This window comes from uncultured Vagococcus sp. (assembly GCF_963518325.1).
Lineage (GTDB): Bacteria > Bacillota > Bacilli > Lactobacillales > Vagococcaceae > Vagococcus_D.
The window spans coordinates 40,054-54,090 of the sequence record NZ_CAUQJB010000010.1 but is presented as its reverse complement, the minus strand read 5'-3'; the positions used below and the strand labels follow the sequence as shown (position 1 = coordinate 54,090).

The 14,037-nt window shown below is 39.8% G+C and carries 13 protein-coding genes; 6 read left to right on the top strand and 7 right to left on the bottom strand.

Going from position 1 to position 14,037, the window contains the following annotated elements; translation table 11 throughout:
* Positions 1-30 precede the first annotated feature (30 nt).
* Positions 31-954 (top strand): ABC transporter permease subunit, encoded by a 924-nt coding sequence (locus RWN13_RS10250; RefSeq protein ID WP_314063015.1) that lies wholly within the window; start codon positions 31-33, stop codon positions 952-954.
* Positions 951-1,754 (top strand): ATP-binding cassette domain-containing protein, encoded by an 804-nt coding sequence (locus RWN13_RS10245; protein ID WP_314063013.1) that lies wholly within the window; start codon positions 951-953, stop codon positions 1,752-1,754. Before RWN13_RS10250 ends, RWN13_RS10245 begins: the two co-directional genes overlap by 4 nt.
* Positions 1,755-1,815: 61 nt before the next feature.
* Here the strand turns inward: RWN13_RS10245 and RWN13_RS10240 are convergent, their stop codons facing one another.
* Complete coding sequence (locus tag RWN13_RS10240) at positions 1,816-2,028, bottom strand: zinc ribbon domain-containing protein (RefSeq protein ID WP_314063010.1); 213 nt, start codon at positions 2,026-2,028, stop codon at positions 1,816-1,818.
* 293 nt (positions 2,029-2,321) lie between these two features.
* On the opposite strand from RWN13_RS10240, the gene RWN13_RS10235 reads away from it, so the two are divergent.
* A complete protein-coding gene (locus RWN13_RS10235) occupies positions 2,322-3,299 on the top strand; it encodes a biotin--[acetyl-CoA-carboxylase] ligase (RefSeq protein WP_314063009.1) in 978 nt (325 codons plus the stop codon).
* 41 nt (positions 3,300-3,340) lie between these two features.
* On the opposite strand, the gene menA is transcribed toward RWN13_RS10235, so the two are convergent.
* The 3 genes from menA to pplA form a co-directional block, all read right to left on the bottom strand.
* Positions 3,341-4,285 carry a 1,4-dihydroxy-2-naphthoate polyprenyltransferase gene (menA, locus tag RWN13_RS10230; RefSeq protein ID WP_314063007.1) on the bottom strand — a complete coding sequence of 315 codons (945 nt, stop codon included), beginning with the start codon at positions 4,283-4,285 and terminating at the stop codon, positions 3,341-3,343.
* A gap of 12 nt (positions 4,286-4,297) precedes the next feature.
* On the bottom strand, positions 4,298-5,371 hold the full coding sequence (locus RWN13_RS10225; protein WP_314063004.1) for an FAD:protein FMN transferase: 1,074 nt from the start codon (positions 5,369-5,371) through the stop codon (positions 4,298-4,300).
* A gap of 251 nt (positions 5,372-5,622) precedes the next feature.
* The gene (pplA, locus tag RWN13_RS10220; RefSeq protein ID WP_314063001.1) at positions 5,623-6,555 is read right to left on the bottom strand and encodes an extracellular electron transfer flavoprotein PplA; all 933 of its coding nucleotides are present in this window, start codon (positions 6,553-6,555) and stop codon (positions 5,623-5,625) included.
* A 299-nt stretch (positions 6,556-6,854) separates the two neighbouring features.
* On the opposite strand from pplA, the gene RWN13_RS10215 reads away from it, so the two are divergent.
* From RWN13_RS10215 to RWN13_RS10205, 3 genes are all read left to right on the top strand, one after another.
* Positions 6,855-8,780 (top strand): NAD(P)/FAD-dependent oxidoreductase, encoded by a 1,926-nt coding sequence (locus RWN13_RS10215; protein ID WP_314062999.1) that lies wholly within the window; start codon positions 6,855-6,857, stop codon positions 8,778-8,780.
* Between the two features lie 171 nt (positions 8,781-8,951).
* Positions 8,952-9,485, top strand: coding sequence for a Gx transporter family protein (locus RWN13_RS10210; protein ID WP_314062997.1), 534 nt, complete (start codon positions 8,952-8,954; stop codon positions 9,483-9,485).
* 57 nt (positions 9,486-9,542) lie between these two features.
* Entirely contained in the window at positions 9,543-10,529 is a 987-nt protein-coding gene (locus tag RWN13_RS10205; protein ID WP_314062994.1) for a polyprenyl synthetase family protein, read from the top strand.
* 103 nt (positions 10,530-10,632) lie between these two features.
* Here the strand turns inward: RWN13_RS10205 and RWN13_RS10200 are convergent, their stop codons facing one another.
* The 3 genes from RWN13_RS10200 to RWN13_RS10190 all read right to left on the bottom strand — a co-directional run bounded on the left by RWN13_RS10200 (position 10,633) and on the right by RWN13_RS10190 (position 13,829).
* Entirely contained in the window at positions 10,633-11,187 is a 555-nt protein-coding gene (locus tag RWN13_RS10200; RefSeq protein WP_314062991.1) for a hypothetical protein, read from the bottom strand.
* A 10-nt stretch (positions 11,188-11,197) separates the two neighbouring features.
* Entirely contained in the window at positions 11,198-12,010 is an 813-nt protein-coding gene (gene yidA / locus RWN13_RS10195; RefSeq protein ID WP_314062988.1) for a sugar-phosphatase, read from the bottom strand.
* A gap of 127 nt (positions 12,011-12,137) precedes the next feature.
* The gene (locus tag RWN13_RS10190; protein ID WP_314062985.1) at positions 12,138-13,829 is read right to left on the bottom strand and encodes a M3 family oligoendopeptidase; all 1,692 of its coding nucleotides are present in this window, start codon (positions 13,827-13,829) and stop codon (positions 12,138-12,140) included.
* Between the last annotated feature and the right edge of the window lie 208 nt (positions 13,830-14,037).

The following is a 14,037-nucleotide window of genomic DNA, read 5'->3' as shown; positions in this document are numbered from 1 at the left end:
ACTGTTTTTAGTAGAAAAGAGATAGTTAATATGGAAATTCTCAGTAATATAATAACAAACTTGCCTTCAATTGCGATATCATCAATTTCACAGGGCCTCTTGTGGTCTTTACTGGCCATTGGTGTATTTATCACTTATCGCATTCTCGATGTGGCTGACTTAACCACCGAAGGGACCTTCCCTTTAGGTGGTGCCATTGCGGCAACAGCCATCGTCAACGGGTTATCCCCCGTTATCGGTACCTTACTTGGTTTTTGTGGCGGCATGTTAGCTGGATTGGTCTCAGGTTTACTTCACACAAAATTAAAAATTCCCGCTCTTTTGGCTGGAATTATTACTATGACAGGTCTTTATTCGATTAACTCCCGGGTCATGGGAAAACCAAATGTCTCTTTGCTTGGAGAAAAACGGCTTTTTTCCAGTATTGAGTCTCTCGGCCTTAACAAAGAAAATGCCGTAATTGTTGTGGGTCTAATTATTGTCGTCCTTGTAATCGCCGCTTTATATGTCTTTTTCCGCACCGAAATTGGGTTATCAATCGTGGCAACTGGCGATAACTTAGAAATGAGTGAAGCCAACGGAATTAACACTCACACTACCAAAATTTTAGGGTACATGATCTCCAATGGTTGTATCGCTCTCAGCGGTGCCCTATTGGCTCAAAACAATGGCTTTGCTGACTTAAATGCTGGTGTTGGCACGATTGTGATTGGCCTAGCATCCATCATCATCTCGGAAGTTTTATTTGCCAGCCAACCACTTTTCTTTAGAATGTGTTCAATCGTTTTGGGAGCCATTATTTATCGGTTTATTTTAGCTATTATTTTGGAATTTCCTATCGAAGCAAATGACAACAAATTATTTTCAGCTTTAATTCTCATCCTATGCTTGTCGCTTCCACTCATCAAGAAAAAAATGCGCCGCAAAACCGGGAAAGGAGTGGCAGCTAAATGACCGCAATTTTAGAAATAAAGAACTTGCATCAGTATTTTGAACGAGGGACTGTCAACGAAAATCACGTCCTAAAGGGCATTAATCTCGAGATTAATCAAGGTGATTTTATTACGATAATCGGAGGCAACGGTGCTGGAAAATCAACTTTGCTCAACAGTATCGCTGGCACATTGCCGATTGAAGAGGGGCAGATGTTCCTTGGTGCAAAAAATATTACCAAACAAAATGTGGTTAAGCGCTCCAAGCAAATCAGCCGGGTCTTTCAAGACCCTAAAATGGGGACAGCTGTCCGCTTAACAGTTGAAGAAAACTTGGCCATCGCATTAAAACGTGGCAAATCTCGTGGCTTTACTAAAGGGGTTAAAGCCATTAACCGGGACTTTTTCCGGGAACAATTAGCGACCCTTAACCTTGGCTTAGAAGACCGTCTTCAAGCGGAAATTGGCCTTTTATCTGGCGGTCAACGCCAAGCCATTACCTTGTTAATGGCCACCATCGTCAAACCAGAATTAATCTTACTTGACGAACATACGGCTGCTTTGGACCCTAAAACATCTGCCCTTGTTATGGCATTAACGGAACAGTTAATTACCGAGCAACAGCTGACTGCTTTTATGGTCACTCACAACATGGAAGACGCCATTAAACACGGAAACCGTCTGATTATGTTACATCAGGGAACAATTGCCGTAGATATCTCCGGGGAAGCCAAACAAAACTTAACAGTGGCTGATTTACTGGACCTCTTTCATAAACAAAGCGGCACCGTTATTAAAGATGATTCTCTATTGTTAGCTTAAACTAAAGAAACGTCACACTTTCGTGTGACGTTTCTTTTTAATAGCCAAGGTAAGTGAGACTCTAGCCCCCCATTAGGAAGTCTAAAATATCCCAGCCTTCTGTTGTTTCACCTTTGTACAATTCAGTAAACCCACAACGGGAACAACTAATTGTAATAAATTTTTTATTTTGCACATCAAAAATCTTGGCAAAATTCCCCCCTGTTGCTTGAAACTGGTCAGACACAAAATGTTGATTGCCGCATTTATCACAATTGTATTGAACTTTATCCACTTTTTCTCCTCCTTATTTTCGTCGAACCTTGCTTATAAGGTTTATAAGCCAATTGATGTGACTAAAAAAATCACTAAAGCCAGTCCGACCACTTGCTTTCATTAGCTTCATCGCTAACTCAATAAAATAAGTATACCTCTTCTTCCCCTTAAAGAAATCAGTCTTTGGTCTGTATTCCACTCAGAATTGCGACTGATTTTTGAGTGAGGAATCAACCAATCAGACGATTGAAAGTTGTTTTCAGGTTGACAATCTGACAACCTCCTTTACAATAAAAGAAAAAGGAGGCCCTTATGTCAACTAAAAGTGCTGTACTAACCATTTTATTAGAAAACCAAGGAACGCCCATCTCCGGTGAAACCATAGCAACTAAGCTGTCTCTTTCACGAACAGCCATTTGGAAAGCCATAAATGAACTAAAAAAAGAGGGTCATCACATTGAAAGTGTTACGAATCAAGGCTACACCTATCTGGCATCGGATGTCCTAACAGCCGAAGGCATCAACCTTTATCTGGCACCAACGACGCCCAAGTTGTCCATTCAAATTGTGGATGAACTTGAATCAACCAATCAAACCTTAAAAAAAATGGCGATTGACGGGGCCCCAACTAATACATTGCTATTAGTCAATAAGCAAACGAAAACTAGGGGTCGTTTTGGTCGTGAATACTTTGCCGTTGACAGCGGACAGGGAGTCTACTTTAGCCTGTTGCTTCACGCTAACCAACAATTTTCTGAAGTTGCCCAATATACCTTAATAACTGCTGTCGCAATCGCCCGAGCAATTGAACATTTTCAAGATCGAAAGGTCATGATTAAATGGGTGAACGATGTTTTTATCGATCAGCAAAAAGTCTGTGGCATTTTATCAGAGGCTATGACCGATGTGGAAACACAAACCATTGGCTCGGTCATCATTGGTGCTGGTACCAACTATACCTTAACGATGGAAGACTTTCCTGAAGAGTTGCGCCACAAGGCAACATCTGTTTTTCCTGACGGTTATGCAAAAGTTTCCCGCAACCAATTTGTGGCAACTTTTTTAAATGAGTTTTACCAGCTCCTTGCCAACCAAGCAACTCAACCGGTGATTGATGAGTATCGAGAACGTTCACTGGTTCTGGGAAGAGAGGTGACGTTCACTTACAATCGCCAACCTTGTAAAGGAACTGCCACCACCGTGAATGACCGCGGTGAGTTGGTTGTCAACCTTGATAATGGTGAACAATTAACCTTATCGTCTGGCGAAATCAGTCTGACCTCTTATTAAAAAAAAAGCGGCTAACTCTATCCAGAGACGCCGCTTTTTTCTTATTTTGTGAAAATCAACCCCAACAATAAGCCGACAATTTGGGCACCATTTAAGATCACCAAATTTTTCAACGATATCACAAAGGTTTTACTTTTCACTTGTTCCCCATTAAAAATGCGAACATTTTTTATCACTAAAGGCAGTGTCAACAAGACGATCAGCATACTCCAGTGATACACGTGAAATGCCACACCAATCACAATCGTCACATAACAGCCGTACATTAAGACATTAAATAATTTCACACCATTTTCTCGGCCGATATAGAAAGGCAAGGTGTAGCGGTGATTGCCAATATCTTCATCTAAATCACAAAGATTATTGGCTAACATAATATTGGCAATGGTAAAAATCATCGGCAAGGAGGCCCAAACAATGGCTAACAACGGTTTGATATCGCCGTGAATGACAAATTGCCAATGATCAATGGCCAGATAGAAAAATTGTAAATCGTAAGTATTAACGTATATTGTCATCATAAAGATGCCCAACCCCATAACGACCCCACTAAAGACTTCACCTAGAGGCATTCGTGATAAAGGCACTGGTCCAAAGGTGTAAAAAACACCAATAAAGCAACAAGCGCCTCCCATAATTAACATCAACCAACCTGTTGCATAAGTTAAATAAGCACCTACTAGGGCTGAAAAAATCAACATAATTGTAATTAAACGTCTGACCTCTGGTTCTTTCAGCCCTGCTTGACCAACAATATTTGTTTGATACTTATACTCATCATTTTTAGCCTTTTTAAAGTCCATAAAATTATTAATCGCCGTTGTGGTCATATCAAAAACCAACATTCCCGCGAAAAAGATTAGGGTTGTTTCCCATTTAAAGGTCTGGAAGTAATACATTGAAAAGAGAACACCTATTAAAAAGGGAAAAAGACTGGCCAGTTTGGTTTGGATTTCAACTAATTTAAAAAACGTACTAATGGTCATCGACTCACTCCCTTACTTTAACTCGCGAATATCGCCAATTTCATAACCAGACTCTTTATTTAACTCAAATGTTTCTTTCACACCACTACTTAAATATAATTTATCGTCTAAGGTAACAAAAATGGCATCAACATTTTTTAACTGATTGATGTGAGCCATGCCCTCTTTAACACCCATTGAAAAAATGGCCGTCGACAGCCCGTCACCATCGATTGATTCCTGAGAAATAATCGTGACACCGGCAATTTCATTATCGAATGGATAGCCTGTTTTCGGATTAAACAAGTGGTGGAAGGTTTCGCCGTTGACTTTTAAATTTCGTTCGTAGATACCTGATGTTACCAGTGATTGATTTGACGCTGGCACCGATCCAACAATGGTGTTCCGCGCTTGATTGGGATCTTGAATGCCCACTTTCCAGTCGCTGTTTTCTTTCCGCGGGCTGTGGCCTAAAACATAGACATTCCCACCTAAGTCCACAATCGCCGTTGTCACATCATTCGCTTTAAAGACTTTGACCACTTCATCGGTGATATAGCCTTTAGCAATTGCACCTAGGTCTAATTCCATGCCTTTTTTCTCTAAGTAGACTGTCTGTTCTTTATCGTCAAGAATCACTTGCTCGTGTTTAACTAATTTTAAAGCCTCATCAATTTCACTTTGCTCTGGTTTACGGGCATCATCAAAACCGATATGCCAAAGTTGGGTAATGGGTCCGATTGATAGATCAAAACCGTCGTCTGACTCTTCACTGTATTGATAGGCTTTTTTTATTAACGGATAAACATCATCTGAAACTTTTACCGGTTTTATCCCAGCCTGCTCATTGATTTTATCGATTTCAGAGCCTGGCTCGTTAACCGTGATCTCCGCAGCCAGTTCTTTTACTCTGTCAAAGCCCTTTTTTAATACCGCCTCTTTGCCATCGTCATAAATCTGCATTTTAACGTATGTTCCCATTAAAAATTGCTGATCACTGTAGGCTTCTTTGTTAATAACTGCTTCTTCCTTTTTATTGCTGCAAGCTGTTAGTCCTAAAAGTAAAAACAAACTAATTCCAACAACTATCTTATGCTTTTTATTCATTTTATCCTCCCCTAATTCAACTAAGCTTTATCAGTGTTTTCAACCAACTGATTTTCTTTATTTTATCAGTTAACGGCTAAAGGTACCTCACTAAATGCTTGACTGGTTAATTTCTTGCCATTGTTAGTTTACCTCTTTTTCTTTCATTATACAAAACCAGGCAATAGTTTAATAAAATTTTATTACTTGTCAAATAGAAAAACAACAAGCTCTGGTCTCAGAACTTGTTGTTTCTCAAGATTAATCTACGATTATTTACCCATGACAATATTGTCTACTTCAATTTTAGTTGTGTCGCCTTTTTCAGCGGCATTAACTAATTGTTCAGCATACATTTGGAACGTATGAGTTGAATGAGTTGCTCCCGTTACCACATCGATATTAGCTGGTGATTGATCTTCCGCATCGATTAGCGCTTTGTTTAATGCTGGGATGAATTCTGCTGGGCCAACGCCAGCTTTTTCTTTCATCATTTCATTGTAGTCTTTATCGTCTACTTTAGACTTGCCTTCAGCGTTGACATTGTCATATTTAGATTCCGTAATTTTTTTGTCTTTGACAACAATTGTAAAGACTGTGTGGTAACCGTTAGAATCATTTTTCTCTTCTAATGTGTACTCGCCGTCTTTTAAGTCAGCGCCATTGTCAATTTCAATCTTATCTGTTTTACCAGCTTGAGACGCTTGAATTAATTGTTGTGCATAGTTTTTAAATGACGCTGTTGAATGAGTTGCTCCTGTAACGACTTCAACACCATCCGCAGATTGCGCAGAAACCAATGATTTGTTCAATTCAGGGATAAATTCAACTGGACCAACACCCGCTTTATCCTTCATCATTTTTTGGTACTCTTCATCGTCTACTTTAGATTTACCTTCAGCATTGACGTTGTCGTATTTAGATTCAACAATTTTGCCATCTTTAACAACGATTGAGAAAGTTGCTTTATAGCCATTGTTTTCATTTTTTTCTTCTAACGTAAAGGTACCATCTTGTAAATCGCCACCTGCTACTTTCGTTGCTTCTGTTGACTCTTCAGTTTTTTCAGATGATTTTGATGTTTCCTCTGTTTTTGACGATGATGCTTTTGTATCATCCGCTTTGTTATCTGGTGAACAAGCCGCCAGTGCCAAAGTTGATAATGCTAATACCGCAAACCCTGTAACAAATTTTGTTGATTTCATAATTCTTCCACCTTTTCCTTATTTTTTCACTTTGTACAATCCTAATTGTGAAATATTTTACATAATCAGTTTATCTCATTCTTTCACACAATGCAATAACAATTTTATTTTTTCACTTATTTCACATAATTCCTGTTTTAATAAGATACCTTTATTGGTTTTTTCTCATAAATTTGTGATAAACGGAAAATATATTAGACTTCTGAGTCATTTGGTTATATAATTAATTAGATTGTGTAATTATTTTCAAAGCAATTATTTTGTACAAAGTATATTTATTTAAAGGAGAGGTTAAAACTATGGCAAAGACTAAGATCGTCGTAGTAGGGGCTGGATATTCAGGTGTGTTTGGCACAAAAACACTATCTAAAAAACTGAAAAAAAATCCAGATGTTGAAATTACGCTAATCGATCGTCATTCCTACCAAACAATGATGACCGAACTGCACGAAGTAGCTGGTGGCCGTGTTGAACCGACTGCGATTCAATATGACTTACAACGTTTATTCTGCAAACGGAAAAACGTTACTCTAGTGACAGATAATGTCACCAACATCGACAAAGAAAATAAGGTTGTCATCACTGAAAATGGCGAATACCCATTTGATTACATCATGCTTGGCATGGGTGGCGAACCGAATGATTTTGGAACACCTGGCGTTAAAGAAAATGGCTTCACCTTATGGTCGATGGAAGATTCCATTAAACTAAGAGAACATATTCAGGCTACGGTTAAAAAAGCAGCCTTAGAACCAGACGCGGCTTTACGTAAAGCCATGTTGACTTTTGTTGTCTGTGGCTCTGGTTTTACTGGGATTGAAATGGTCGGCGAATTATTAGACTGGAAGGACCGTCTAGCAAAAGACAATAAGTTAACGGCTGACGAAATTTCATTATTAGTAGTCGAAGCCGCTCCAACTATTTTAAATATGTTGGACCGCAATGATGCTGGTAAAGCCGAACGCTTTATGGTCAAAAAAGGAATTCAAATCCTTAAAAACTCACCAATCGTTGAAGTATCAGCAGATGCTATTACGTTGAAGAACGGTGAAAAAATTCCGACTCATACACTGATTTGGACAGCAGGTGTGCAAGCTAACAGTGATGCTAAGGCCTTTGAAATGGAATCTGCACGTGCGAATCGTTTAGTTGCCAATGAGTTTTTACAAGCAAAAGGCTTTGAAGACAAAGGCGTATACGTTGTTGGAGACTTGGTGTACTACGAAGAATTCGAAAACACACCAACACCACAAATTGTTCAAGCAGCTGAAGGAACTGGTCATTGTGCTGCCATGAATATTGTCGCTGAAGTTAATGGCACTGAAAAACACGCTTATAAAGGGAACTATCAAGGCTTTATGGTGTCTATTGGCTCTAAATACGGTGTGGCTTGTCTCTTTGAAAAAATCCATTTAAGTGGCTTCATGGCCATCTTAATGAAACACATGATTAACTTGAAATATTTCCTGGACATTCGGACAGGTTACTACGCTTTCCAATATGTGATGCATGAATTCTTCCATATTAAAGATGAGCGTAACGTTGCTCGTGGTCACTCATCACGTTATGGTAACGTCTTATGGTCTGTGCCACTGCGTGTCTTCTATGGCTTAATGTGGTTAGTGGAATCCATGAAAAAAGTCGTCGGAACAGGGGATTACTTGAAACCATCTACTTGGTTTGGTCAAGGCTCTTGGTTCACTGACAATGTGGTCTTCCCATTCCCTTGGTTACAAGAAGCGGCCACAAGTGGTGCTTCTGGTGCGGCTGAAGCGACAACGGGAGCCTCTGGTGCAGTTGAAGCTGGAACAGAAGCTGTTGCACACTTTGGTTTAAGTTATGCTTACGGTGAAGAACCGATGATGGTCTTTGATCACATGCCAAAATGGTTTGCTTCTGTGATGGAATTTATGATGCCTAACAAAGAAGTGGCTCTATTCTTCCAAAAATTCATGACTATTTTTGAAATTTTAATTGCCTTAGCCTTAATTGCTGGTCTCTTCACTTGGTTAGCAAGTGCTTCGACAATTGCCTTAGTAGCAGCTTTCTGTTTATCTGGTATGTTCTATTGGGTAAACATTTGGTTTATCCCCGTTGCCTTTGCTCTAATGAATGGCTCAGGAAGAGCGATTGGTTTAGACAAGTGGGTTGTGCCATGGTTACAACGGACACTTGGTAAATGGTGGTACGGTGAAACGAAATCGATGTACGGGCGAAGCGAATAGCACCACTCAGAACAGTTTAAGGAATGATTGATTCCCTGAACCCTCAAATAAAGTTCTAAGGGAAGTTCCCTTAGAACTTTATTTTGATAAAAAATCAATTATTCGTCTATTATATGGCATGACATCCTTACTATTTATGATATACTTAGCTAATCAATCTGGAGGAAACATATGAATAAGAATAAACGGCTCATCTATATTTCACTCCTAGTAGCTCAAGGCGTTATCATTGGCTTACTTGAAAATATGATTCCTTTTCCTTTTGCCATCGCCCCTGGAGCTAAATTAGGATTAGCTAATTTAATTACGATTATCGCCATCTTTACGATGCCCAAACGTGAAAGTTTTTTTCTCGTTTGTCTGCGCTTGATCTTAACCACCTTACTAGGTGGAACTGTCTCAACCTTGCTTTACAGTGCTGCTGGTGCTCTTTTAAGCTATGTCGGCATGCTCTTGACGAAACAATTGGGTCCAAAACGAGTCAGCGTAATCGGCATTAGTTCTGTCGGTGGTTTTTTACACAACGTTGGTCAGTTAGCCATGGCGAGTTTTATCGCCCGTTCATGGTCGGTTATGCTTTACTTACCGATTCTCTCAGGCATTGGGATTCTAGCAGGTATTGCGGTTGGTATTGCTGCCAACTATCTCCTGCAGCATGTCAAAACACTGAACACCTTTCAAAAGGAGTACGAAGCGTCTCGATAAGCCATTATCACAATATGATTATCTGTCTGGGCATTATTTTTTATAAGGAGTACACTCATGAAAATACACAAATTATGGCACGATTACCCTGATTTGTCCAAAGATCTCAAAGCTACCTTAACATTGATGGAAAAGACCATCAATTTATCTAATAAAGACGTTGAAAAGGCCATTTTAACCATGATCCACTCTGGTGGTAAATTGTTAAGACCCGCTTATTTACTCCTGTTTTCACAGTTTGGAAAAGACTATGATAAAGACAAAGCGATTGCTTTAGCTGCGGCCATGGAAACTCTCCATACGGCGACTTTAATTCACGATGACATCGTGGACGAAGCAGATATTCGACGTAATTTACCAACCGTTCAAAGTCAGTTTGGAAAAGATGTGGCTGTCTATGCTGGTGATTATCTTTTCGTCAGTTGTTTCAAGTTGTTGGCCGATTATGCCTCGTCACTAAAGAGCATTCAACTCAATGCCAAAAGCATGGAGAAAATCCTCTCAGGTGAATTGGGTCAAATGGATAACCGCTATGACACGACTATGACCATCGATCGCTATTTAGCCAACATTTCTGGTAAAACAGCTGAATTATTTGCCTTAAGTTGTTTTGTAGGTGCCTATGAAAGTGGCTGTTCTGACTTGTTTGCCAATAAAGCCAAACAAATCGGTGGGTCTATTGGTATCACGTTTCAAATTATTGACGATATTTTAGACTATTCCCAAGATGCCGCCACTATCGGGAAACCTGTTTTAGAGGATGTTAAGCAGGGTGTTTACAGTTTGCCATTACTTTACGCTTTAAAACATAATTCTCAGGCTTTATTGCCTTACCTTGAGAAACGAGAAGAGATGACCGATCAGGATGCTGAAAAAGTCTTTGAATTAGTCCAAGAAAATGGCGGGATTGAAGCAGCTCATGCCTTAGCGCAGACCCATACAACGAAAGCTTTAAAAGAAATTTCCAAACTTTCGACGTCCAATCAAGCCCTTAAGGATACTCTTTACACCTTAACTAGCCAATTATTAACACGGACACAATAGCAAAAAAAGGACACTAAGCCCGTGAGCTTAAGTGTCTTTTTTGCTGCCTATTTTAAAATTGGTATAGGTATAATTCCAGGTTATATTTGCAAGTTTAAATCGTTTATTTTTTAAAGAGACGGGAAAAAAAGCCTTTTGATTCATCTTCATTTAGTGAGGGCTCTGTCTTCAGATCAGCCGGTTTAGCAGCTGGCTCTTCCGTGATAGTTTCCTTCTCTACTTCATCGTCTGTCTCGTCAATTCGCTGTACCGTTGCCTTTGTCTCGACTTGTTTCATGCCCATATTGTGACCTAATAAGGCTTGCTGATTCTCTGTTATTTTGATTAGTTTTCGTGTTAACTCACGTGAGTTTTCCCGTTCAACCTTTAATTCATCGTTTAATTTACTGATTTCTTCCTGTAGCCAACTGACCATTTGAGTCTCTTGAGTCTGATTGCTCTTGCCAGCTTCTTGAGTCTCCTCAGTCGAAGCTGTTACTGGTTCTTTGCGGTCTCCACCAATAAATTCCAACCCTTCTTCGGTCAACATCCTGACCCCATTTTCATCGGTTGTCAAGAACGTTGCCAACTGGTTGTCATCCATATTTTTAATCCGCTTATAGATCGCTTGCGTTGAAATACCAAGTAATTCCGCGGATTCTTTAATTGTTTTTGCCATTTTATCACCCCTAACTAAATGCATGCGTGATGATTGCCTGCGCAACCCCATCTTGATCATTTGAACCTGTTTCCACATCTGCTGCCGCCTTTAATACTGGCACAGCATTGGCCATTGCCACACCCAAACCGGCATATTCAACCATGGCCAAATCATTTTCGTTATCCCCGATTGCCATGGTTTCCTCTTGTTCAATCCCTAAATGTTGAGCCAATTCATGTAAAGCTTGACCTTTATTGGCTTTTTTATTTAATACTTCATAATAAAAATCTGCACTTTTAGCCGTGGTATACTTTTCTTTAAACCAAGTGGGTATCTTGGTGATTGCCTCATCCAAAACAGCTGGTTCATCAATCATCATCATTTTGACAATTGTCATATCCGCTGTCATCTGATCAATTGAACGGTAATAAAGTGGCATTCCTGTCAAACCAACTTCGTGAATGGTATAGGGACTAATATGGTGATTGGCGGTATAAATATGCTCCCTGTCAATCGTATGTAAATGAGAGCCTACTTGACGAGACATGGCTTCGATTTCGATAAAGTCTTCAAATGTTAATCCATAGGAGACAACCGTTTCCTGAGTGTCGCTGGCTTGAACCAAAGACCCGTTGTAAGTTATAACGTAGTCGCCTGCCTCTTCCAAGTTCAACTCTTTTAGCGATGTTAAAACACCTGGATAAGGACGACCAGTTGCCAACACAATTTTAATTCCCCGTGCCTTAGCTTCTGCAATGACCTCTTTCGTTTTATCCGTAATTTCCTTATTTGAATTTAGTAACGTACCATCGATATCAATGGCCACTAATTTAATTGACATAGACAAACTCCTTCTGACTATTTTTAACACTGCTATTTTTCTAGTTTACCTCAAATAAGTCTTTACTGCCAGTTTTCATTCCAAATACTCGTGAGGACTGGGCAACTACTCCCAGCCCTCACGCTTCTTACAATTGGGTATCGTCAACAGCACTTAAATACTCATCGATGGCAGACATCACTTGAGCCAATGAGCCTTTTTCAAAGGGCGAGGTCAAATTAGCTAATTCGATAATTTCCAAGAAGGTTTTTGTACCGCCTACTTGGCAGATTGCCAGGTAGTCTGACCACGCTTGTAACTCTTTATCCACCTGACTTCTTTTCCAAAATTGGAAGGCGCAAACTTGGGCTAACGTATAATCAATGTAATAAAATGGTGAGGCGAAAATATGTCCTTGCCTGAACCAATACGTTCCTTTTTCCAAGAATGGGTCTTCCTCATAATGTCGTTCTGGGCAGTACATCTTTTCTAACTGGCGCCAAACCGTCTTCCGCTCTGCTGGTGTCAGGTTAGGTCGACCATAAACTTCGTGTTGGAAATGATCAACTAACACGCCATAAGGCAGAAATTTAACGGCTCCAGCCAAATGAGAATACTGATACTTAGCCGTTTGTTCTTCAAAAAACAAATGCATCCAAGGCCAAGTAAAAAACTCCATACTCATGGAATGAATCTCACAGCTTTCATAAGTTGGAAAGACACATTCCGGCTGCTGAATCCAACGTGATTGATAGACTTGGAAGGCGTGGCCCGCCTCGTGGGTTAACACATCTATATCTCCTGATGTGCCGTTAAAATTCGCAAAAATAAATGGCGCTTGATCTTTCGGGATATAGTCACAATAACCACCACTTTGCTTACCTGGTTTACTTAATAAATCCAGTAATTCTCCTTTAACCATCGTAGCCATAAACTCCCCTGTTTCAGGTGATAATTCCCGATACATCTGCAATCCTTTTTGAACGATTTCAGCTGGTGTTCCTTTGGGAGTCGCATTACCTGTCAGGTATTCCAAAGGTAGGTCGTAATGGGCCAAGGTGGCCAAATCTAAGCGATTAGCCTGTCGTTCATATAATTTTTGGGCTAATGGCACCACTTGACTTAAAATCTCCTGTCGATATACTTCCACCATTTCGCGATCGTAATCAAAGCGATTCATGATCCGATAACTCATTTCAACATAATCTTTAAAGCCCAATGTTTGAGCCATCTTCGTCCGAACTTCCACTAACTGATCAAAAAGATCGTCTATTGTCTCTTCTTGCGAGGCATAATAAGCACTGTGAGCCAAGGTGGCCTGACGCCGTATTTCTCGGTTCTCGTGTTCACGATAGGGACCCAATTGCGGCAATGTTAATTGTTTGCCATCAAAAGTTACTTCTGCAGAAGCTATTAATTTATCGTACTCGCTGACCAATTGATTCTCACGCTGTCGTAATTCAATAATTTTGGATGAGAAGGTTTTGGCTTTATTTTCCGCCATCAGAAAAAAAGTCTTTGGAAATGCCTTCCTAAGCTCTTGATAGGGCGATGCTAACATGGCTTGATAATAATCACTTAATAATTCTTCATACAACGGCCCATACTCATTCCAATAATCGTTTTCCTGACTGTAAAAATCATTGGCCGTATCAATCGAATGACGAATCATCCCCAAGACTTCCATCGAACTAAATTGACTGTGAATCTGGTTGATTGTTTCTGCTATCTCAACGACTGTCTGAGCATCAGCTTTTTTCAGTGCCGCAACTTGACGAGTCATTTCCTCCTTAACAGCCTCATAGTCCGGTCGTTCATAAACAAATTCAGTAAATTTCATGGGACACCTCTTTCAACTATTTATTCTTATTGTCATTATAACATCTTCCCGCTGTTTAAAAAGTAACACTTTACAGCTAAAAAAAGTGAAACAGTTGATATTTTCGCTTATTTTCATAATAATTTCTAAAATCCTTTCTTTTCCCCTCAACAACTTGCTATAAAGGTTGTAATTACCGCCATTCCTCGATATAATGCAAGGAGGTCTA